The organism is Klebsiella sp. K5-306 (assembly GCF_051835185.1).
In the GTDB taxonomy this organism is placed as follows: Bacteria; Pseudomonadota; Gammaproteobacteria; order Enterobacterales; family Enterobacteriaceae; genus Klebsiella; species Klebsiella oxytoca.
Window position 1 is genome coordinate 737,999 of sequence record NZ_JAIFJY010000001.1, and the last position, 22,348, is coordinate 760,346.

A 22,348-nucleotide genomic window follows, 5' to 3' on the forward strand; every position below is an offset into this window, starting at 1 on the left:
AACATGTTTAGCCTGGCGTTCATTCGGGACAATTTTACGTTTATTTTAAGCGCGCTGCCGGTCACCCTGACGATAACGTTTTTATCCTTACTGTTTTCCACTTTGCTGGGCGCAGCGCTGGCGTGGACGATTATTCGTCAGGTACCCGGCGTTCAATGGCTGGCGAAGGTTTTCCTCTCCTTTGGCCGTTCGGTCCCGGTCCTGGTGATGCTGTATTTCTTTTTTTACGTCTGGCCGTGGATTGCCGCCGGGCTGTTCGGCGGCCCGCAGGACACGATGTACCGCTATAAACTTTCGCCGCTGGCGGCGGCGGTCACCGCGTTGTCGCTGATCTTCAGCGCGTATTTCGCCGAAACCTTTCGCGCGGGATGGAACGCGGTTGATAAGGGGCAGCGCGAGGCTGCATGGTCTATCGGGCTGAGCGGGTTCACGCAGTTCCGACGCATTATTTTTCCACAGGCGGCGGTATCCGCGCTGCCGAACTTTACCAGCGTGCTGATCGATCTGATTAAAGACACTTCGCTGGTTTACACCATCACCGTTGTTGATCTGATGGCGAAAGCCAATATCGCCGCCGCGCGCGGGTTTCATTTTGTCGAAGCCTACTGCGTCGTGCTGGTGATTTATATCGTGCTGTGCCTGGCGATTGCCAGAGCATTGCGCAGGGCAGAAAGATTTCTGAGCGTCCGCTGGCAAGGCAACGCAGAAAAGAGTGTTCCACGGTTATCATTTTGGGGAAGGTATTTTGAAAAATAAAATTTTACTGGTGAGTGCGCTGGTGTTGGCAATGGGAATGGACGCCGCGCAGGCGGTTGAAAAAAGCCCAAACGCGAAAACGGTTGAGGTTGTCGTCAATGCTAACGGTTTTCCCTTTAGCTTTGTTGACGATAACAACAATATTACCGGTTACGATGGCGACCTGTTAAAGGTGCTGGACCAGCGGTTAACGGACTATACGTTTCATTTTAATGCGGTCTCTCGCGATGCGATGATCGTCGGCCTATCGACCGGCGCCTATACCCTCGCGGCGGATCACTTTTATCTCACCAAAGAGCGGGCGGAAAAATACGACCACTCCGGCGAGCCGACCGGGATCAGCGATTTACGCCTGATTGTACGTAACGATGAGAACGATATTCATAACCTTGGCGATCTCGCCAGCGGTAAGAAAAAACTGGTGCCGATTCATACCTCCGACGCCCGTTATACGGTGATTGAAAACTACAATAAAAAACATCCAGGCCAACAAATTAACCTGCAGCCCAACGGCGAGCAGTCTGCCGCCGATATCTTTAAAGCGGTAGCCTCCGGGGAATACGATGCGGCGATTTATCCTATTGGCGCGCTGCTGGCGTTAAATAAGGCGCTAAATCTTAATCTGAAAGCTTCGGATTCCGTCGGCCTGTTTCCTAACGTCTATTTGTATAAAAAAAATACCGATCCGCAGCTAATCAAAGCGATTAACGCGCAACTGGTTGCCCTGAAAAAGGACGGCACGCTCGCTGACCTCTCGCGGAAATGGTACGCCGAAGATGTATATGCCCTGCCGGGCGCCAGCGACGTGAAAGTAAATACCGACTGGGAATAAGCGCATGACGCAAATAAGCTCGGAACCGGCGCATAACGCCGCCACCTTAAACGATGAGGTGACCCTGGCGCTGCGCGCCATTACTGAAAAACGCGCGGCAACGATCGGTTACCTGTTGGACGAAAGCCGACAGCGCGATATCGCGGATGATTCTGTCCGTGAAGCAATACGCCACTATGGCCGCGATATCGGGCATAAGCTGCGCGCGCAAATGCGCGATCGAAAAGATTTGCAGGAGTTTGCCGGGCTGTTTACCCGCGGTCTGGAATCTCAGGTTTATGAGATGGAGCCCGTTAGCGCCAGCCGGGCCGAATTTATCGTCCTGTTTCACTACTGTCCCTATGTCAACTGCTGGCGCCAGCGAAATTGAGACGCTGTGCGATATCTGCATGGAAGGCGATCGTGCGCTAACTGACGCGTTTCCGGGGCTGCATTTAGAGGTGCAGACCGCGCTGGCTCGCGGCGATGCCGCCTGTCGGCTGCGTTTTTATCAGGCAGAGGAGCGGGAGGGCGAATGGCAACCTTAACGTGGGACCACGCGGTCCAGTTTGTTAATCAGCCGGAAGCGGCGGTTCAGGTGTTATGCGGGCAAAAGCTCAACGCGGTGGCCGGTGGGCGCCACCCGGGTTGGGGACCTGAAATGTGCTGAGCTATTTCGGTCTGACCTGGATCGAATTTCTGACGATTGCCGATGATACAGAGCTACTTTCCGCCGCGGAGACGTTTTTACTCTCCCGGGATGCGTCACGATTGGTGCCGGATAATGAAGCGCTGTATCGGGTGGCGCTGCGCTCCATTCGCAGGGGCTGGCGGTGGGCGGTCGAGAGTTACTTTTCCTCCAGGGCGCGGCGAATCAACTGACTGAACTGGGGTTTCGCGTTGCCGACCCGGCGCTCAAAGGCCGACGCTTTCGCGTTGGCAACGGCGAATATCTTTTTGAATAAGGAGTAATACTCATGGCCAGGATCCATTTTATTGGCGCCGGACAGATGGCGGAGGCGATTATTCGCGCGTCATTAAGCCACGGTGCGCTGCGGGCGGACGCGATCTCGCTCGAGGATATCGACAGCACGCGAGTCGAGGCTCTGCGCGCCCGTTATCGGCTGTCGGGCGACGGTGGTGTAAACGAGGCCTCTTTGCTGGTGCTGGGGATCCGTCCGCAGGACGATCTGGCGGGGGTGGCGAACCGCGTGCGTGCGCAGCTAAACGGCTCGACAACGGTGGTATCTCTGATCGCGGGGGTGACCCTGGAAAAGCTGGCCTCCCTGTTTGGTGCGGCAACGCCGATTGCCAGGGCGATCCCCAATACCCTGACCGATACCGGATTTGGCTATAGCGGCGTGACCTTAAACGCCCACGCCAGCGCGGCTGAGATCGAGCCGTTTCTGCGCGGCTTTGGCAAAGTGCTGTATCTGCCTGAGCGGTTGATCGATATCTTTACCGGCTTTGGCGTCGCGGGACCTAACTATATTTACTACTTTATTGAGTCCCTTACCGATGCCGGCGTACTGGCGGGACTGCCTCGACCCCAGGCAACGGAGGTGGTGCTGGAAAACCTGCTCGGCGCGGTCGAGATGCTGCGCCAAAGCCAGAAGCATCCGCGCCAGCTTCTGGATATCAACAATTCCCCTGCAGGAGTCGGGATCCATGGTCTGTATGAGTTGAACAACAGCGATTTTGCCGCGGGGCTTCAGCGCAGCGTACAGGCGGCGGTCAGGCGCACCCGTGAACTGGGACAGTGCTAAAATCCTTCTTCCCGCGACGGATCGCGCAGCGCGCCCGGCGCCTTTCCGATAATGCGTTTAAAGGCGCGGCTGAAGGCGGCATGAGAACTGTACCCCAGCCTGAAGGCCACTTTTTCCAGCGCCTGACCCTCATGGGAAATGTACTGCACCGCGAGGCGCATACGCAGCTCGGTAAGATAGCGGGCGGGCGTGGTGCCGGTGGCCGAGAGGAAGCGTTCAGCAAATACCGAACGCGAAATTCCCGCTTCGCGGGCCAGATCCTCGACTTTCCAGTTAATGCCCGGCTGCTGATGCATAACGTAAATGGCTTTAGCCAGTTTAGGATCGCGCAGCACCTGTACCCAGCCGGTGGCGTTGCCGCAGCCGCACTCCACCCAGCCGCGGACAATCAGCGCGGCGACCACATCGGCCAGCCGCGCCAGAATACCGGCGTAGCCCGCCTGCCGAGTGAGGCTTTCGCGTTCCATGGCTGCCAGCATCGGCGGGATCTCCGGACGGCTGGTCAGCAGGCTGCTGACCAGCATCACTTCGGGCATCGCTTTGACTAACGGCTGCATGCCGCCCAGCTCAAAGTCCATACAGGCGCTGAAGATAATGGCGCTGTCGCTTTTCGCGTCGTCGCAGGCGTTTTTGACGCAGCTTACCGAGTCGCAAACCGGTTCGCTGGGCAGTCTGGAGACGTTAACCACCGTTGCCTGGTCATCGGAGAGCAGCACGTGACCATCGCCGTTAGGAATAAACAGCGCATCGCCGCTCTGCAGCATCAGGCGCTGGCCGCTGACCATGCGCAGCAGTACCGGTCCCCGGCTGATAAAGTGGAACTGCGCTTTACCAGGTACGAAGCCGAATTCGACGCCAAAAGGGCGCGAGGTTTCGATGCGGCGGTAGTTGACGCCGGAAAGGCGCATGCCGCGCAGAAGTTCGCTGGTGAGATCGAGGGCGTGCTGAGTCATAACATCATTCCCGGACGAATTATCAATAATCACAGAGTATGTATCATAGATCGTCCGAACAGAACCGCCTAACCTTAACGAAATGTTAATTGTTCTGGAGAGATGTTTATGAGTTCCTGCATTGCAGCTGAAGAGAGCCTGGCCAACGCCAGGCCCGCGTGGCGCGCCGTCTATGCGCTGGCGCTGGGAGTATTTGGCCTGATTGTCGCCGAGTTTCTTCCTGCCAGTTTGTTGACGCCGATGGCGGCAAGCCTGGGCGTTAGCGAAGGCATGGCGGGGCAGGCGGTGACCGCGACGGCGCTGGTAGCGTTAGTTACCGGGTTGCTGATCACCACCGCGACGCGAAATATTGACCGCCGCTGGGTGCTGATGTTTTTCTCCGTTTTGCAAATTATCTCCAGCATGATGGTGGCCTTCGCCGGTTCGCTGGAGTTTTTGCTGCTGGGACGCCTGCTGCTGGGGATCGCCATCGGCGGCTTCTGGTCGATGTCGACTGCGACCACCATGCGTCTGGTTCCGGCGGCGATGGTGCCGAAAGCGCTGGCGATTATCTTTTCCGCCGTTTCCATAGCGACGGTGGTTGCCGCGCCGCTGGGCAGCTATTTCGGCGCGCTGATCGGCTGGCGCAACGTATTTCTTATCTGTGCGCTGCCGAGCGTGGTTGCGCTGCTCTGGCAACTGTGGGTTCTGCCTTCCATGCGGCCGGAGAGCGCGGGCAGCTTTGCCACCCTGGTTAAAGTGCTGCGCCGTCCGGGCATGGTTGGCGGAATGCTGGCGACAATCCTGATTTTTAGCGGCCACTTCGCCTTCTTTACCTATCTGCGTCCGTTCCTCGAAACCGTGGCGCAGGCCAGCGTCGAAGGGGTTTCCCTGATCCTGCTCGGTTTTGGCGTGGCGAACTTTATCGGCACGTCGATTGCCGGACATCTGTTGGCCAGAAGCCTGCGCATGACGCTGGCGCTGGTACCGCTGGCGATGAGCGTGCTGGCGCTGATGATGGTGACGTTCGGCCACTTCGCGCTGCTGGACGGTCTGCTGGTGGCAATGTGGGGCTTCGCCTTTGGCCTGGTGCCGGTGGGCTGGTCGACCTGGCTTGCCACCACGGTGCCGGATGAGGCGGAAAGCGCGGGGGGTCTGCTGGTGGCTTCTATCCAGCTGGCGATTAGCGCCGGTGCCGCCGGCGGCGGGGCGGTGTTCGATCTTAACGGCGCCAGCGGGGTTTTCGCCGGCAGCGGTTTGTTGTTGGTCAGCGCGATGGTGATTGTGCTGTTTGCGGTGAGAGTAAAACCGGTGGCGAGCGAGGAGTAGGGCCTTTCCCGGGCCAGGGAGCCTGCGGATTTTGCAGCCCGGGCAGATGCGCAGCATCGCCTCCGGGAAATTCTGCCACTCTGCGCTCTTTTCCCGGGGGCGGCGCAAAGCGCCTGCCCGGGCTACCGGCCCGCAGGCTGCTGGTAACCCGCAACCCGGGGAATGTGCGGAGACGTGGTATTGCTGCGGCTTCTTCCCGGCTCGCGCTGCGCTTAGCCGGGCTACAGGATCGCTGACTGCTGAGAACACGTAGCCCGGACAGATGCGCAGCATCGCCTCCGGGGAGGGGTTAACTCTCTCCGATATCGTCGAGCAGATGCTGCACCAGCAGCGGAACAGGCCGACCGGAAGCGACGCTTTTACCACCTTCTCGCCACAGCGCTGTACCGCTGACGTCCAGATGGGCCCACGGGATCTCCGGCGGACAGAAATGCTGCAAAAGCCAGGCAGCCGAAGCGCTGATCGCTGCGTTATTGCCCGGCGTGTTGCACAGGTCGGCGATTGCGCTTGCGGTCTGTTTCTTCAGCCTGCTATCCAGCGGCAGTGACCAGACCTCATCTCCGCTCTTTAACCCCGCCTCGGTCAACGCCGCTCGTAGCGTGTCGCTTTGGGTCATCAAACCGCTCAAATCATAGCCCAGCGCCTTAACCACCGCGCCGGTGAGGGTCGCAATATCAATAATATAGCGCGCCTGCGGATACCGCTGGCTGGCCCAGGCAATGGCGTCGGAAAGCACCAGACGGCCCTCGGCATCGGTATTATTGATCTCTACCGTCAGGCCATTGCAGGCCCGGGCGACGCTGCCCGGCTGCATGGCGCCGGGACCAATCGCGTTTTCCGCCAGCGCCAGTACCCCCATTACCCGCACCGGTAGCGCCAGCTCGGCGATGCTCAGCATCAGGCCGAGAACGTTGGCAGCACCGCACATATCGTACTTCATGGTGTACATTCCTGAGCCTTCCTTAAGCCACAGCCCGCCGGTATCAAAGGTGATGCCTTTACCGACGTAGCAGCGAACCGGGCCCTCGCTGACGCCCTCATAATGAATCGCCAGCAGGCGCGGCGGGCGTTCGGAACCTTTACCCACCGCATGCAGCAGGCCGAGCCCCTGATCGACAATCGCTTTTTCATCGAGAACTTCGCAGCGCAGAGCAGGAATATCGGCGCACAGACGACGGGCTTCTTCCACCACGTATTGCGGCGTACACTGCTCCGAAGGCAGATCCGCCAGCCGCCGCGCGGCGAGCATACCGTGCGCCGTGGCCCGTTGACGATGGGCGAGGGCATCCAGCGTCGACCGCTGTTCAGGTAAGGCGTAGAGGACCAGCTGACGCAGGCGTGGCCTGACGGCTGTATTCTGATGCAGACCTAAATCAGCAAGCTGCCAGTCGAGATTAAATAGTTCGCGCAGCGCTTTGGTTAACGCGCCGGCGGTCTTTCCCAGCGAACAATCAAGGATAAGCGATTCGCTCACCGGCTTTTTACATAGCGGCCGCAGCGCCTCGCTCAGCCCGTCGTTAAGCGCATCCTGCCAGTGCGCCTGCGGGATAAGAGTGATGCGCGCGAAGGGCGAACAGCCGAAGCGGGTGTCAGCCACCTCGCCGCGGGCGGCCTGCGCCGCCATTTCTGTGAGCAGAGTGCTGTCGTTGAGCGGGGCCTGTTTTAACAGCGTGCTGCCCGGCCAGGTCACCAGGTGCGCGCCGTTACAGTCGCTATCCAGTTGATTGATTAAGCGATAATCCAGCATGGTTACTCCTCGATGGGGGCGCGAATGCGTGCGGCATAGGCCTGCATCCATTCGTCGTCCACCGGACGGTAATGGGTTTTCTCCTGCACGCGTTCGGCGCAGAATACGGTGAGCGGCTGCGTCGCGGTGGCGACGACAAAGGAGAAAGTTTTTATATTGGTGGCCGCGCCGAATTCGCCGCGGCGGTTCATGCACACCACCGAGAGATCGCCCGCACGGCCAAAGCGCGACATCAGTTTGTCTTCCAGCTCGCAGACTACCGAGTCCGCCGCCTCCTGCGGCGTCATGCCCTGAGCCATTCGCCGGACAATCTCGTAGCTGGTACAGCCTTTCATCAGATCTTCACCGACGCCGGTCGCCGTAGCGGCGCCGATTTCGCTGTCGCAGTAGAAACCGGAGCCGATAATCGGAGAATCACCGAGCCGCCCGCGCTTTTTCATAAACAGGCCGCTGGTCGAGGTGGCAACGCTCATGGAGCCCTGTTTGTCGAGGCCGATAATGCCCACGGTATCGTGGCCGTCGTAAGGGCTTAGGCCTTTATCCAGCGTTTCGCGACAGCGTTTCCGGTAGTGCTGCATGGCCCGCTCGGTCAGCATGGATTTGGCGGCGAATCCCTGACTGATGGCCCACTCTCTGGCGCCCTGGCCAACCAGCAGACTGTTATAGCGCTGGCGGCTGAGGGCGTAGGCCACTTTGACCGGGTTGGCAATATCCACCAGGTTGCCGACCGCACCGAAGGCGAGGGTATCGCCATGCATAAAGGCGGCATCCAGCTCAACCTCGCCGTTTTCCGTCGGTAGCCCGCCGTAGCCTACCGATTTGTAGAGCGGAAAATCTTCTACCGCCGCCACTGCATCGACCACGGCGCTGGCGGTATCAGCGCCGGCTGCCAGCGCAGTCGCGGCTTCCGTTACCCCTTCCAGCGCCATTCGCCAGGTGGCAATCATTCCCCACATTGGTTTACTCCTGTTTAGCAAGCGTGTTGTCCGTTTCGGTACGGGAGGTTGTCTCCGCCGCGCGATACTGCTTATCGACGATACGCATGAAAGGCAGGTATAGCATGGCGCCAATCAGCAAATTGAGGATCTGCATTACGCTGCCGCTAAGATGTCCGGTCACGATAAACCCGCTGATCACCGGCGGCAGCGTCCAGGGAATAAACACCCCGGTGGTGACGGCCACCGCGCCGATTTTCATCGCCGCGTACTGCACCGTGACCAGCACCAGCGGCACGAGGTTAAAGGGGATCAGCATGATCGGGTTCATGATCACCGGCAGGCCGAAGAGGATGGGTTCGTTGATATTAAAGATGGAAGCGCCGGCCCCGAGGCGGGCGACCTCGCGCATATTTTTACTGCGGGCGAAAATCAGCATGGCGATCACCAGCGACAGCGTTGCGCCCGCGCCGCCCATCCAGATCATATCGAAGAACTGCTCGGTGATAATGTGCGGCGGGGTCACGCCGGCCTGAATCGCGGCGATGTTATCGGTCTGATTTTCCATCCACAAAGGACGAATAATGCCGTTGATCATTGAACCGGAGTTGATGCCGACGGACCACAGAATAGTGATGCTGAATACGGTCATCAGTGCGCCGAAATAGGAGGTACCGTAATGGCGAACCGGCGAGGCGACGACCTCATAAATGAACTGGTGAATAGTGGCGTAGTGCGTGTGTTCAAACCCGATGCGAATCGCCAGGATCAGAATCATCACCAGCAGGGCCGGGATCAGGGCGGCGAAAGACTCCTGCACGGCGGGTGGAACCCCGTCAGGCATCTTAATCACCAGCTTCTTGCGCTTTAACCAGCAGAAGAGTTCGGTCCACAGCAGCGAACCGATCATGGCGACGAACAAACCTTTGGTACCGATCCATTCAACGGGGATCACCGTGATACCGCCGTTTTCAGCGACTTTAATAAAGGGGGTGAGGATCAAAAATCCCACCAGCGAGAGGATGCCGCAGGAGATACGGTCATCCCCGTAGTGCTCCGCCAGGCGGTAGGCCACCAGGAAGCTGATAAACAGCGACATCGTGGAAAATACCGCATTGAACGGGATTTCAATTATCGCACTCCAGCTGGCGCCGAAGGTGCTGGCCATAAACTGCTGATAGCTCTGATTAGGAAACGACGAGATCACCAGCAGAATTGAACCGACAATAATAAAAGGCATGAATGAAACATAGGCGCCACGAATAGCGCCGAGATGACGCTGCTGGGCAGTTTTCGCCGCCAGAGGCATCAGTTTTGCTTCAAGAAATCCCAGAACATTGTTCATTGTGAACTCCGTACAAGATCGAGAGGGGCTGTGTGTGTTATCTATGGCGGATTATGCGAGAAAGCGGTGGGCTGAAAGGTGAAGCGGTTCACAATGTCTTCTCTGTAACTATATATATCTCATATGATTAGTTATATTTTCCGTCGAGGATTGTATGGAAATAAAGCTGCATGCCAACGCCACCACCACCCCAAGAACGCGAAAATATCTCCAGGAGTCGACGAAAAGCGACCGCGAACTGGCGCAGGAACTGGGTATATCAATCACTACGGTTCGTCGCTGGCGCAACCGCAGCCAGATTTCAGATAATCACACCACGCCACATCTGATACACAAAGTGTTGAGACAAGAGCAGGAGGCGCTGATTAACGCCCTGCGCGATATACTGCGTGCGCCGCTGGACGAGCTGCTGTTTATGGTGAATGAAGGGCTGGGTATCACCCTTTCACGGGCCACGCTAAACCGCTATCTTCGTCCGGCCCATGAAGGGCGAAAAAACGCCGCGCCGCAGGGAAAGAAAGCGTTAAAAGCGGGGATGAGGCCGGATACCCTGACGCTGCATTACCGGCAGCTCGCGCTGTCGATGGACGATGGCGGCGAGCATCATCTGCTGTGGGCGCAGGAGCCGATCAGCGGCTGGTGCTTTGGTCGTATCTATTCCGGCATTTCGCCCGCGCTGGTGGATAGCTGGCTGAACCAGGCGCTGGAAGCCTGTCCGGCGCAGATACAATGTCTTGAGACTTATGCTCATAAGGGCTTCGAACCGATACGCGCGGATTTGTCATGCACAACGGTGATCGCGGAGGAGTGCGGGGCGGTACAGCTTAGCGAACGATTGGCCAATATTATCCCGGCGCTGGATGAGCCTGACGCAACGCTGCAGCGGCTGTGCACGCTGTGGAACCAGGGACGGGCGCAAAAGAAACTGGGTGACAATACGCCGCAGGGCTTTCTTGCCTCGCTCAATCAGATCTAAATTCAGCGACAGGATCAGGGGCGGTCTCCGCATTGACTGAGAACCGTCACCTTCTCCGACGGCAACAAAGCCCTTTGCTTGTCGGCCCGCGTCAGCCGCTGTGCCGGTCAGCCGTTTCGCAGGCCATCAACCGCGCTGGCGCTTAGAACCATAACCGATTTTACGCTTACGGCAATCATGTCGATGATGGCCTGACGTGGGCCTTCGCGCCACGCGGGGCTACTGTAAAAGCGCTCCTGGGAAGCGTTTAAATGCGCCAGGTCGTCATAAGCCCGAATCAGGTAATAAGCATCGTTGTCTTCCACCGAATTGCCAAAGGAGACGATATCCATCCCGGCGGCGCGATGGCGGGGGGCGCTTTGCTCCTGCATTATGCGGTGAAAATCATTCCCGGTACCGGGTTTAAGGGTATAAAGCAAAAACTCTACCGTTTTCATCCTGAACTTTCCTTTCAAAACCGCCGAGTGGGCTGGCAATAGAACACAGCGTCGGCCTGAATACAACTCCGCCAGAACCTAACGCCTCTCCCGGGCAGTATTATCGATCGCGGGTTGCCAACGCCCGGTAATAATTGATATGTTATATTATAACAAATAAAGCATTATAAAATATGTGACTATTAACCTTTCTTTTTAAATGATAATGATTATCATCTATGCGGGTAAGAATAATTGATTGCGAGCGCATTTTGCCAGGCCGCTCGGCAGAGAGCAGGAGAAGAGGCTAATGGAGAGGCGTTTGACAAACGGGAGTAGGGCCAGTGAAGCGGTGCTTAGCGTCAATATTGCATCGCTACCGCGTCCTGGCGGCGGCGCGCTTCTTACGGATATTCATTTCCACGCCAGAAAAGGAGAGTGCCTGGCGGTGATTGGGCCTAACGGCAGCGGCAAAACCTCCTTATTACGGGCGATAGATCAGCAGCTGACGACGCGGGAGGGCGAGATTCGCTTGAATGGCCGCTCGGTTTCAGCGTTAACCCGCCAGCAGCGTGCCCGGCAGATCGCGGTCCTTGCGCAGAATGATGCCCCGGATATGCGGCTGGCGCTTGAGGATTATGTCGCCCTCGGGCGGATCCCCCACGCCAGGGAGATGTCGCGTCGTGACCATGACATCATCGTGACCCGGGCGATTAATGATACGGGACTGCAGAGGCTGCGAACGCGCTCGCTATCGGCATTATCCGGCGGTGAGAGGCAGCGCGCCGCGCTGGCGCGGGTACTGGCCCAGTCGCCAGAACTGGTGTTGCTCGACGAGCCTACCAACCATCTCGATCCCCCGGGTCGGGTTGAGCTTCTTTCTTTAGTTAAAAACCAGGGGATCACGGTCGTCGCGGTATTGCACGACCTTTCGCTGGTGGAGTCCTTTGCCGACCGGGTTTTGCTTTTATCGCAGGGGCGCGCCGCAGCCTGGGATGTGCCCGAGCGCGTCCTTATTTCGGAACAGCTCTATCCCGTCTTCGGCTTAACCAGCTTTACCGTGCCGCATCCCGAGACCGGGAAGGCGCTGCGGATTTTTGAAGTTCCAGGCTATGCGTAATCAATTTTGAGGATGACGAAGAATGAATAAATGGCTTGCCGGCATGATGGCGGTTTTTTCTATTACAGCGGCGAACGCAGGAGACTTTCCTGTCACCATTGAGAGTTGCGGAACGCCCGTAACCTTTACCCAGGCGCCGAAAAGGGCGGTCATACACGATCTAAATATGTCTGAAATGGCTTTTGCTCTCGGTTTACAGGACCGTATCGTGGGTTTAACCGGGATTAGCGGATGGTACAAAATGACGCCGCAATTTAAACAGCAGATGGGGGCGATTCCTGAGCTGGCGCCGAAGTATCCCTCGCTGGAAACGCTGCTGGCGGCTAATCCGGACTTCTTTTTCGCTGGCTGGAATTACGGCATGAAAGTGGGCGGAGAAGTCACCCCTTCCGTGCTGGCTAAATACGGTATCAAGACCTTTGTTCTGAGTGAGAGTTGCGTGTTTACCGCTAAGGACAAACGAAAAGCCAGCATGGACCTGCTGTATAACGATGAGCTGACGCTGGGCAAAATTTTCGGCAAACAGCGGGAAGCGCAGGCGCTGGTCGACGGCTGGAAAAAAACGCTCAATGCGCTGCCCAGGCCGCCGCAGGGCGTGCAGCCGTTGAAGGTGTTTGTTTATGATTCCGGCGAAGACAAGCCCTTTACCAGCGGGCGCTATGCTATGCCGACCGCGATTATCGAAGCGGCCGGAGGTCAAAACGTCATGGATGGCCTCGAAATAAGCTGGGGCACCACCTCATGGGAAAGCGTCGCGACGGCGGAACCCGACTTTATTATTCTTCTCGACTATCAGACCGGCAGCGGCGCCGACGCGCTGCGCCGCTTCCTCGAAAATCATCCGTTAATGAAGCAGACCCCGGCGGTGAAACACCAGCGTTATCTGAAGCTGCAGTATGCTGAATTGACGCCCGGTCCGGCAAATATTAAAGCGGCCGAAAAGCTGGCCCATGCGATGTATCCAGCGGCTAACCAATGAGTTCAACGCCATATCGTTACTACTGGGCCGCGTGGGGCGCGCTACCGGTGTTAGCCGGGTTGATGCTGCTCAGCGTGGCGAAAGGCAGCGTACCGCTATCGCTGACGCAGGTTCTGGGGGCTTTACGGCTGCTTGATGTGCCAGTTTCGGACATGATGGCCCGTATCGTCATTGATTTGCGCGTGCCGCGAACGCTGCTGTCGGTGCTGACCGGGGCGGTGCTGGCAATGGTAGGCGGCCTTTTACAGACCACCACGCGCAACGATCTGGCCGATCCTTTTCTGTTCGGGCTCTCCTCCGGGGCATCGGCGGGGGCGGTGCTGGTGATTACCCGGTTCGGCGAGCGGCTAGGGGGGCTGACGCTGCCGGTGTCGGCATTCGTCGGCGGGATCTGCTCTGCGGTGGCGGTGATGCTGCTGTTTCATTTTAAAAAGCAGCGCGGCGCCGAGCATTTAGTCATTTGCGGGCTGGCTATCTCCTTTTTATTCGGCGCGCTGACCAGCTATTTGATTTTCTCCGGCGACCAGCGGGCCGCCAGTTCAGTGCTGTTCTGGTCGCTGGGCGGCCTCGGCCTGGCGCGGTGGGATAATTTACCTTATGCCGTATTCAGTCTGCTATTTCTCTGCGCTTTTATCCTGTTACGCTGGCGATCGCTGGATGGCCTGTTGGCCGGAGAACAGACCGCGCAGTCGCTGGGCATCAACGTCAGCCGCCTGCGGATGGAGGTGTTTTTCTGCTGCGCGCTGGCGACATCGCTGCTGGTGGCCTTAACCGGAGTGATCGGCTTTATCGGGCTGATGGTGCCGCATATGTGCCGCTACTTTTCCGGGGTTAAGCATCTGCGGTTGCTGCCTTTATGCGGCGTGTGGGGAGCTGTACTGCTGTGCGGCGGCGACATTGTCAGCAGGACGCTGCTGGCCCCGCAGGAGCTGCCTATTGGGATCATTACGGCCGGCATCGGCGGACTGTTTATTATTATTCTGCTGGCCCGGAGCCGGGCATAATCTTTATCAGCGCCGGGCCGCAAGCCCGGCATTTTCATCTGCTGCCCCACCTAAACGAATGGCAAACAAACCCTCAGAAATTCGATCTCGCCGTCACGTCGCGGTACGTGCAACACCTTGATAACCGAATTTATCTGTTTATAAAGCGTTTTCTCCAATGTAATTGGTTGAATATATTCTGCATGACAGAATGTTCTCCTGTTCATTTCTTTGCAACTGACGTTTAATGAGAAAAATCCTAAAGAAAAGGGAGGTATGGTTGCCGTCGTTGGGGGCGCGAAATGTCGACAGGGTAAATTTTACGGGGATTTATCTGAAATTTGCTCGTCTGGACAATAAATATTAATCAAACCTATAATTCACCCGCTTCACTCATGGGTATATTCCCATGGCGCGTATTATACGCATTTCTATAAAGGATGATTGCACTTTCGTGAGGGAACGGAATGTTAACTATTTTCAGCCATAATCATTTTTTTAAAAAAGCCATGCGTCTGAAAATAAATGATATAAAAGCGGTCAGAAAGGCGAATCTCGTCGATCTGTGCTTAACCAGATACTCATCCAGCAGCCATGCGCAGTTTCATTTTTTGATAAACAGCTTTGAAATGAAAAAGAATTTTGTGTGTTTCAAGGTGGAAGGCAATATCATTTGCTTGATCAACAAGAGGCGCACCGCGCACATCGCCAGTATTATCGCCAGAGTCACTGACGGTATCCCTGTCGGTGAGGACATCACCCTAACGGAAAGAGAATTCCAGTATATTTTTATTATGAAATTTAACGTGCTGGCAAAAGACTATCCGGAACTGCTCGGCATCTCACCTAAAGCCTACAGCAACTATAAAAGAAGATTAATTGATAAATTCGGTTTTAACTCATTTCATGCGCTGTTGGCGCTGTCTAATTATTTACACGCTTTTTCGCTGATTGATAAATTCACCCCAGACTAATTGCCCGCGATGATACTGCGCGCAGGCTAATCCTGTTAATTACCGTCAACCTCCTGGTTTCAGTGCGCCGTTCTATCACCGTGCCATCGCTTCCGGCGCCCACTTTCCGGCTGGGCGAGCGTCGATGCCAGGCTACAGGTTTATTTGTTTACCCGGCCAATGATTTGCATAAAGCGCAGCTGCTGACCCAGCTCATCACTTCTCATGGCGGCATCGGTAGCGGCAAAATCATTATCGCACTTTTGCCACTCTAGCCACGCCTGACGGCCGGATGCCATATGACGGCAGTGATTGACCGCAAGATGCTGGCTCCCGGACCAGATTGCGCGCCAGCGGTCGGTGGTAAAAAGGGCGATGCCGCTAGCAATGAGCGCATGGATTTCAGGTCGCGTTTCAGCATCGCTGCTGCGCAGACCCGGGATGACAATAGCCACCGTTCCGCCGCCTTTGACATAAGGCGCAATGCGCTGGTCAAAGAACAGGGCATCGCGGGCAAAATAGTGCCAGGCATTGATACTGACCACGGCATCAAAGGCGTCGCGGGCAAAAATACCCAGTCCCGGCAGGGTGCTGATATCAAGATTGATCGGGGTGATTTTATTGTCCATGCCCGCTGCCGCAAAACGCCGGGCGTTATCGTCGGCGCGAACCCACAGATCCGCCGCGACCACCTCCACGCCGAATTCCGTCGCCAGATACATCGAAGATAACCCTGTCCCACAGCCCAGATCGAGAATACGCATTCCAGGCCACAGTTCCAGGGAGCGGCTAAGCTCTTCAACCAGCCTTAATACATTTGGCCCCATCATATTTTGTTTGACATACGTCTGCGGGCAATTCGCCGGACTAAATTTATTCATCATCACCTTCATCCCTTGAAAATAGAGTCGTTGCTATCCGTTTCACACAATTTCTAAACAAATCTTAAACCGCCGGGCTATAATGAATGTGGATTTTGTAAAGAACTTTCAATAACGCCAGGGCTTATCTTGATACTGAAATTAATTCTGAATGCGAAAATCAGAATATACCTTTGAAAACACGAACTGGCGAATCAGGATGTTTATGATTAAGGATTTTCTGAAGAAATAATTATTCATAACATTATGATTTATATGTATTTTAACAAATTGAAATCTTTAATTATTCTTATCATTAGAATTTCCCTATGAGAAATTATTTATTTTGGTTAAATCTGCTGATTCCAGGGGTTGTACAAGGTGTGATTTAGAATAATTGCGGGATCAGAACGGGGTTAATTGATGTGTGTCAATTAACAACCACCGTTTTCGTCACAGTTATTGTATTTGGTATAAAAATTCGGAACTTTTAATTTCAAGTATCTTTGCGAATTATCGCATAATGGTCTCGCTCAGAAGGTATCTGAGATTTGATATTCTATTAATAGTTAGGGACGAAATAATATGAAATTAAAATTACTAACAGTGGCCGTCTCTACACTTCTTGCTGCAGGAACCGTGCAGGCAGCTGAGGTGTATAACAAGGACGGAAACAAACTCGACCTCTATGGGAAAGTGACCGGCCTGCATTATTTCTCCAGCGATAAGTCAGAAGATGGCGATCAGACCTATGCCCGTCTGGGCTTCAAAGGTGAAACGCAGATCAACGACCAGCTGATCGGCTACGGCCAGTGGGAATATAACTTCAGCGCCAATAACGTTGAAGGCGACAACTCCGGCGACAAAACGCGCCTTGCGTTTGCTGGCCTGAAGTTTGGCGAATTTGGTTCTCTGGACTACGGTCGTAACTACGGCGTTGCCTATGATATCGGCGCCTGGACCGATATGCTGCCGGAGTTCGGCGGTGATACCTGGACCCAGACCGACGTCTTTGCCACCGCGCGTACCACCGGCGTTGCCACTTACCGTAACAACGGTTTCTTCGGTCTGGTTGACGGTCTGAATATCGCCGTACAGTACCAGGGTAAAGAAGAGGGCAACGACCGCGATCTGGCGAAACAGCATGGCGACGGCTGGGGTATGGCCTCGACCTATGAGTACGAAGGATTTAGCGCAGGTGCGGCCTACGCGGCATCCGATCGTACCGATGCGCAGGTCAGGGAAGGTCGCGTCAATCCAGACTTCTACGCCCGTGGCGAAAAAGCGGAAGTGTGGGCGGCCGGTCTGAAGTACGATGCCAATAACATCTACCTGGCGACCACCTATGCGGAAACCCGCAACATGACTAAGTTCGGTAAAGGCTATATCGCCAACACCGCGCAGAACTTTGAAGTGGTTGCTCAGTATCAGTTTGATTTCGGCCTGCGTCCGTCCATCGCCTACCTGAAATCAAAAGGCAAAGATCTGGGCCGCTATGGCGACCAGGATCTGGTTGAATACGTTGATGTAGGCGCGACTTACTACTTCAACAAGAACATGTCTACCTACGTGGACTATAAAATCAACCTGCTGGATGACACCAGGTTCACTAAAGATGCCAGCATCAGCACCGATAACATCGTTGCCGTGGGCATAACTTACCAGTTCTAAAATTCAGCCTTTTATCAGCCATGCCTGCCAGCTTACCCTCCTGGCAGGCATTTTTTATGGTGGCGAGCGGGCGATAATAAAAAGCCCGGCGCCGTTTCCCGCGCCGGGCAGAGTGAGAAGAGAGGGAATTTACGGCGCGGTAGTGAAAAACTCGCCGAATTTCACCGCCAGCCAGCCCACCGGCGTGGTGGCTCCGCCAACGATATTGGTAATTTCCGCCATCCCCTCCGGCACAGGAATATTAGAGTTGACCGCCGCCTGGGTGTATTCCCGCGAAATATCCGTTCCGCCGTACAAAATGCAGGTGACTACCAGCGTGCCGGTGATAAACATGCGGAACATATTACGTTTGCAAAACGGCGTTACCATCGCCAGCAGGAACATCAGGGAGGCCAGATCGACAAACGGCAGCACGCGGTTGCCTGGCAGAATAATCGCCAGCACCACCGCCATAGGGATCAGCAGCAGGCCGGTTGCCAGCACCGAAGGTTCGCCAATAAGCAGTGCGGTATCCATGCCGATATAGAAGTCGCGGTTGGGGAATTTCGCCTTCAGCTTCGCTTCCGCGGCATCGCGCACGATCAGCAGGCCCTGCACTAAAATTTCGATCATTTTCGGTAGCAGCAGCATGGCGGCGGAAACTTTAATCGCCAGCGATACCGCCGCCGAGACATCGTACCCGGCCAGGAAGGCCAGCAGCAGCCCCAGCACGAAGCCCAGAGTGAGTGGCTCCCCGAAGACGCCGAATTTTTTATTAATGCTTTCCGGGTCGAAATTAATTTTATTGATCAGCGGGATCTTATCAATAATATAGTTACAGGCAATACCAAACGGCACGTAGGTTATACAGGTAAGATGGGGAAATGATATCCCTTGCAGATTATAGTTTTTTTGCAGATAGGGTGCGGTTAAATCCGCCGCCAGTAGCGTTAAGATAAATATGCCGAAAGTAATGCCGACGGAGAGCCAGTAGTTACCGGTACCGGCATAGACGACTGAACCCATAATCAGGAAAATCCAGTAGTTAAATATATCGATATTTACCGTTTTGGTTAATTTCAGCAGCAGCATGGCAATATTGATAACGATAAATCCCACCACAACCGGCAGCATCAGCGGCGAGCCCCAGCCGATTGTCGAGGCGGTCGGCCAGCCGGTATCGACCACCGTCAGGTGCAGGCCGATACGCTCTACCATGGCCTGCGATGCCGGCCCGAGGTTGGTTAATAGCAGGCCGATCACCAGTCCCACCCCTTCAAAGCCGATGCCTACCAGCATCCCGGCTTTAAATGCGGTGCCGATTTTAACCCCAAAGCACAGTGCGATAATAAAGAATATTACTGGCATCATCACTGATGCCCCCAGGCTAATAATGCTGTTGATAATATCCATAATATTTCCTTAAAAGGCGGCCGAATTGGGCGCGAGCGAACCCGTGCCCAATGGGCCGTAGCAAAAACCTTAAGCGGCTCTTTTAATATTTAACCGAGTTGCTTCAGCAATATCTCTGAAAAAATCTTCGGCGAATTGCTGAAGGCATCAATGGTACTGCCGGCAATATGCGGCGTTATCGTGACGTTATTCAGCGAATAAAACGCGCTATCGTCCGGCAGCGGCTCGTCATCAAAAGTGTCGAGGGCAGCGCCCATGATTTTACCCGCCCGAAGCGCGGCGATCAGATCGCCTTCATTAATTAACCCGGAGCGCGCCGTGTTGACGATGATGGCGCTCTCCTTCATTAATTCAAAATGATGGGCGTTGATCAGGTTTTCCGTTTCCGGGGTCATACGGGCATGCAGCGAAATCACATCCGCACGGCGCACCAGTTCGTCGAGAGTATCCACCTTTTCATAACTTTCATGGCCGGGGACGTACTTATCGTAAAAGATAATCTCGCTGCCGAAACCGCGCAGGAAGCCAGCCACCAGCTGCGCGATATGCCCCAGCCCGACCAGACCTACCACTTTGCCGCCCAGTTCAGGAATGGCCCGGTGGTTAGGACTCTCTTTGCGCCAGAACTTATCGCGCAGCGCATCGTGTGAGCGGGCGATATTGCGCATTTCCGCCAGAATCATCCCGACGGTAAATTCCGCCACGCTGCGGGCGTTACGCCCCGGCGTGTTCATCACCTCAATTCCGCGCGCTTTTGCCTCCTCCTGATTAACGTTTTCAATCCCGCCGCGCAGCACCCCGACGTATTTAAGCTTTGGCAGCTTGTCGAATACCGCCGCGTTAACCGGGGCGAACTGGACTATCAGGATCTCCGTCTCCTCAGCACCCTGAAGCAGAGCGGCAGGCAGCGCCAGCGCCTCAGAACCTTGCTGTTCAACCAGTAAATTATCCTCCTGCAGTTTTTCAATTGACTCGTGCGACCATTCGCGTACTTCCACTGCAATACCTTTATCTTTGAGCGCTTTCAGACCCGCGTCCATCATAGCTGCATTGATAAACAGATCGGCAATTGCCAGACATTTCATAATCATTCTCCATAAATTAACGCATCAACATACCGCCGGTGACATCCAGAGTCGCTCCCGTCATATAGCGGGTTTTCGGTGAGACCATGAAGACGCCGATGTCGGCAATTTCGTGCGGTTGGGCCACCCGGCCTACCGGTATACGGCTGACGTAATAGTCAGGATTCTGTTCAATGTTTTTACGGATCATCGCGGTATCCATGATGCCGACGGCGATGTTGTTGACATTGATTTTCTGCTTCGCCACCTCGCGCGCCAGCGAGATTGAGAAGGCCACCAGACCCGCCTTACTGGCCGCGTAATGAGCATGACCGGTGGTTGAACCGTGGAAGGCCGCCTGAGACGTGATATTCAGAATACTGCCGGCCTGATCTTTCGCCAGGCAGTGGTTGACAAACAGCTGGCTCAGGTGGAACACCGCCTTCAGGTTGACGTTCATCACGCTATCCCACTCCTGCTGGGTGATTTCAGTGACGTAACCGCTCAGCCAGATCCCGGCGTTATTGACCAGAATATCGGCGTTCCCCAGGCGTTCGAGGCAGGTCGCGAACAGATTCTCCCGGCTATGCTCGTCGGAAAGATCGGTTTTCACCGCAATAATTTCGACGCTGGCGCTACTTTTTACCGTAGCGATCAGCTGTTCCGGGCGCTCCTCATCACGCATATAGGTGAAGCAGATGTTGACCCCTTCTCGGGCGAGCGAAAGGACAAACTCTTTGCCGAGGCCCGTAGCGCCTCCGGTAACGATAGCCGTGCGGTGGTGTAAATTCAGATCCATACTTTCCTCACTTAATGCGTGATGTAGTTACTGCAGCTTTTCCACGGAGACTGCATTTCCGATAGCAGGTTTTTGTAAAGCTGATACTTATCCTGATAGACCTTGTTGCTGTCCGGGTCCGGTGTAACCGTTCGCGAAACGTGAACCATCTCATTTGAGGCGGCAAAGACGTCATCAAACCAGCCAACCATTACTGCGGCGGTCATCGCGGTGCCCAGCGTGCCGTGCTCTTTCACGTCGACAATCTCCAGGGTGGACTGGAAAATGTCGGCGAATATCTGCAGCCAGACCGCTGAGTTAGTCACGCCGCCCGCAATCCGGATGGTGCGGCTGAGCTGCGGGTTAATATTGCGTAACCGTTCGGTGTGATACAGGTGGCTGAAAGCAACCCCTTCATATATCGCGCGTAAAAAATGCGCTTTTTTGTGGAAACTATTCAGGCCGATAAACCCCGCAGAGGCGTCCGGGATGGTGTTGGAACCGAAGACAAACGGGAAGAACAGCAGGTGGCTCTCCGCGGGCGTGGTTGTGGAGACCAGCTCATTGCACAGATCGTAGACTGACGATCCCTGCGCAGCGGCGGCGGTGCGATCGCTCTCCATAAAGTTATTGATAAACCACTCCAGATTACTGGCGGAGGTGGGGCTTGCCTCGGTAATTAACCATTTGCCCTCAATCGGATAAATCGAGGTCATAAAGAGATCCTGGTCAATAACCGGATGGTCGGTCACGTATTCGTTAATGCTCCATGTTCCGGTAATAATTGCCAGCTTATCCAGGGTATTGATACCGGATGCGACAGATGACGCCGAGATATCAAACACCCCGCCCGAGACCGGCGTTCCGGCACGCAATCCGGTGAGCTGCGCGACGTCTTCGGTAATGTAGCCGCAGCAATCGGTGGAGAGCTTGATGGGCGGAAGCTTATCGCGCAGATCGCCGAGTCCCCACCAGGCCAGCAGCGAGGCGTCATAGTCGCGGTCGCGAACGTTGATCAGGTTGGTTCCTGAGATATCGGTAAGTTCGAGAAAAGCTTCGCCGGTCAGATAAAAACGAATCAGATCTTTGACCATGAAAATGTAGCGCGCTTTACACAGCGTTTCAGGCTCGTTCTCTTTCAGCCAGGCGAGGAGGGCGACGGGCTGCCCGGCCCAGATAGACTGCATAGTTTTGGGCAAAATATCGCTAACAAACGTCGGGTCGCGGTACCACTTTTCTACCCAGGCCTTAGCCCGGCTATCGGTGGAGATAATTCCGTTGCGCACCGGGGCACCGGTTTCATCCACCATATAAAGCCCGTTGCCGTGACCGGTTACCGCCACGCCTTTGATTTGGCTGGCGTCGATACCCGACTGCGCGATGGCTTTTTTAATGACTTCGACGTTAGGGAAGGTGCGAACAAGTTCCTGATATGAGATCATCATATTCATCCGGAGCGCATCCCAGAGGGACATCATGAGCCATCAACTCACCTTCGCCGATAGTGAATTCAGCACTAAGCGCCGTCAGACCCG

19 protein-coding genes and 3 pseudogenes are annotated in these 22,348 nt (G+C 55.3%); 12 read left to right on the forward strand and 10 right to left on the reverse strand.

What is annotated here, in order from left to right; genetic code table 11:
- The first annotated feature begins 3 nt into the window (after positions 1-3).
- From K2184_RS03580 to K2184_RS03600, 5 genes and pseudogenes are all read left to right on the forward strand, one after another.
- Entirely contained in the window at positions 4-756 is a 753-nt protein-coding gene (locus tag K2184_RS03580) for an amino acid ABC transporter permease (RefSeq protein ID WP_053064904.1), read from the forward strand.
- Positions 746-1,588: a transporter substrate-binding domain-containing protein gene (locus K2184_RS03585; RefSeq protein WP_163525256.1), complete on the forward strand. Its 843-nt coding sequence runs from the start codon at positions 746-748 to the stop codon at positions 1,586-1,588. The genes K2184_RS03580 and K2184_RS03585 overlap by 11 nt, the downstream gene beginning before the upstream one ends.
- A 4-nt stretch (positions 1,589-1,592) precedes the next feature.
- Positions 1,593-2,115, forward strand: a pseudogene (locus K2184_RS03590) (L-2-amino-thiazoline-4-carboxylic acid hydrolase).
- Positions 2,103-2,532: pseudogene (locus tag K2184_RS03595) on the forward strand (VOC family protein). The pseudogenes K2184_RS03590 and K2184_RS03595 overlap by 13 nt, the downstream one beginning before the upstream one ends.
- 12 nt (positions 2,533-2,544) lie before the next feature.
- The gene (locus tag K2184_RS03600) at positions 2,545-3,333 is read left to right on the forward strand and encodes a pyrroline-5-carboxylate reductase family protein (protein WP_016807429.1); all 789 of its coding nucleotides are present in this window, start codon (positions 2,545-2,547) and stop codon (positions 3,331-3,333) included.
- Here K2184_RS03600 and K2184_RS03605 read toward each other — a convergent pair.
- Positions 3,330-4,286 (reverse strand): AraC family transcriptional regulator, encoded by a 957-nt coding sequence (locus K2184_RS03605; protein ID WP_024274213.1) that lies wholly within the window; start codon positions 4,284-4,286, stop codon positions 3,330-3,332. The genes K2184_RS03600 and K2184_RS03605 overlap by 4 nt on opposite strands.
- Positions 4,287-4,394: 108 nt before the next feature.
- Here K2184_RS03605 and K2184_RS03610 point away from each other — a divergent pair, with 108 nt between their 5' ends.
- Positions 4,395-5,594: an MFS transporter gene (locus K2184_RS03610; RefSeq protein ID WP_024274212.1), complete on the forward strand. Its 1,200-nt coding sequence runs from the start codon at positions 4,395-4,397 to the stop codon at positions 5,592-5,594.
- A gap of 289 nt (positions 5,595-5,883) precedes the next feature.
- Here K2184_RS03610 and K2184_RS03615 read toward each other — a convergent pair whose 3' ends face one another.
- Genes K2184_RS03615 through celB form a run of 3 tightly spaced genes read right to left on the reverse strand, consistent with a single transcriptional unit; the run spans position 5,884 to position 9,621 of the window.
- Entirely contained in the window at positions 5,884-7,341 is a 1,458-nt protein-coding gene (locus K2184_RS03615) for a leucyl aminopeptidase family protein (protein WP_163525258.1), read from the reverse strand.
- A gap of 2 nt (positions 7,342-7,343) precedes the next feature.
- Positions 7,344-8,297, reverse strand: a complete 954-nt coding sequence (locus K2184_RS03620; RefSeq protein WP_163525260.1) for a N(4)-(beta-N-acetylglucosaminyl)-L-asparaginase — start codon at positions 8,295-8,297, stop codon at positions 7,344-7,346.
- A gap of 4 nt (positions 8,298-8,301) precedes the next feature.
- Positions 8,302-9,621: a PTS cellobiose transporter subunit IIC gene (gene celB, locus K2184_RS03625; protein WP_004102253.1), complete on the reverse strand. Its 1,320-nt coding sequence runs from the start codon at positions 9,619-9,621 to the stop codon at positions 8,302-8,304.
- A 154-nt stretch (positions 9,622-9,775) separates the two neighbouring features.
- Here celB and K2184_RS03630 point away from each other — a divergent pair, with 154 nt between their 5' ends.
- A complete protein-coding gene (locus tag K2184_RS03630; RefSeq protein ID WP_016807432.1) occupies positions 9,776-10,597 on the forward strand; it encodes a homeodomain-like domain protein in 822 nt (273 codons plus the stop codon).
- A 107-nt stretch (positions 10,598-10,704) separates the two neighbouring features.
- Here the strand turns inward: K2184_RS03630 and K2184_RS03635 are convergent, their stop codons facing one another.
- The gene (locus K2184_RS03635) at positions 10,705-11,034 is read right to left on the reverse strand and encodes an NIPSNAP family protein (protein ID WP_004113205.1); all 330 of its coding nucleotides are present in this window, start codon (positions 11,032-11,034) and stop codon (positions 10,705-10,707) included.
- Between the two features lie 289 nt (positions 11,035-11,323).
- Between K2184_RS03635 and K2184_RS03640 the strand changes: the two genes are divergently transcribed.
- The 4 genes from K2184_RS03640 (at position 11,324) to K2184_RS03655 (ending at position 15,069) form a co-directional block, all read left to right on the forward strand.
- A complete protein-coding gene (locus tag K2184_RS03640) occupies positions 11,324-12,133 on the forward strand; it encodes an ABC transporter ATP-binding protein (protein WP_004102250.1) in 810 nt (269 codons plus the stop codon).
- A gap of 22 nt (positions 12,134-12,155) precedes the next feature.
- Positions 12,156-13,112: an ABC transporter substrate-binding protein gene (locus K2184_RS03645; RefSeq protein ID WP_017145830.1), complete on the forward strand. Its 957-nt coding sequence runs from the start codon at positions 12,156-12,158 to the stop codon at positions 13,110-13,112.
- Complete coding sequence (locus K2184_RS03650) at positions 13,109-14,116, forward strand: FecCD family ABC transporter permease (protein WP_023320998.1); 1,008 nt, start codon at positions 13,109-13,111, stop codon at positions 14,114-14,116. The genes K2184_RS03645 and K2184_RS03650 overlap by 4 nt, the downstream gene beginning before the upstream one ends.
- A 446-nt stretch (positions 14,117-14,562) precedes the next feature.
- A complete protein-coding gene (locus K2184_RS03655) occupies positions 14,563-15,069 on the forward strand; it encodes a hypothetical protein (RefSeq protein ID WP_004102245.1) in 507 nt (168 codons plus the stop codon).
- Between the two features lie 140 nt (positions 15,070-15,209).
- Here K2184_RS03655 and K2184_RS03660 read toward each other — a convergent pair whose 3' ends face one another.
- Positions 15,210-15,932 (reverse strand): SAM-dependent methyltransferase, encoded by a 723-nt coding sequence (locus K2184_RS03660; protein ID WP_163525262.1) that lies wholly within the window; start codon positions 15,930-15,932, stop codon positions 15,210-15,212.
- A gap of 561 nt (positions 15,933-16,493) precedes the next feature.
- Between K2184_RS03660 and ompC the strand changes: the two genes are divergently transcribed.
- Entirely contained in the window at positions 16,494-17,579 is a 1,086-nt protein-coding gene (gene ompC, locus K2184_RS03665; RefSeq protein WP_017145831.1) for a porin OmpC, read from the forward strand.
- A 129-nt stretch (positions 17,580-17,708) separates the two neighbouring features.
- Here the strand turns inward: ompC and K2184_RS03670 are convergent, their stop codons facing one another.
- The 4 genes and pseudogenes from K2184_RS03670 to K2184_RS03685 all read right to left on the reverse strand — a co-directional run.
- Positions 17,709-18,971: a PTS galactitol transporter subunit IIC gene (locus K2184_RS03670; RefSeq protein WP_163525264.1), complete on the reverse strand. Its 1,263-nt coding sequence runs from the start codon at positions 18,969-18,971 to the stop codon at positions 17,709-17,711.
- Positions 18,972-19,060: 89 nt separating this feature from the next.
- Entirely contained in the window at positions 19,061-20,056 is a 996-nt protein-coding gene (locus tag K2184_RS03675; RefSeq protein WP_004102238.1) for a 2-hydroxyacid dehydrogenase, read from the reverse strand.
- Between the two features lie 16 nt (positions 20,057-20,072).
- A complete protein-coding gene (locus K2184_RS03680) occupies positions 20,073-20,834 on the reverse strand; it encodes an SDR family NAD(P)-dependent oxidoreductase (protein ID WP_004102236.1) in 762 nt (253 codons plus the stop codon).
- A gap of 11 nt (positions 20,835-20,845) precedes the next feature.
- Positions 20,846-22,219, reverse strand: a pseudogene (locus K2184_RS03685) (FGGY-family carbohydrate kinase); the annotation flags it as partial.
- Positions 22,220-22,348 lie beyond the last annotated feature (129 nt).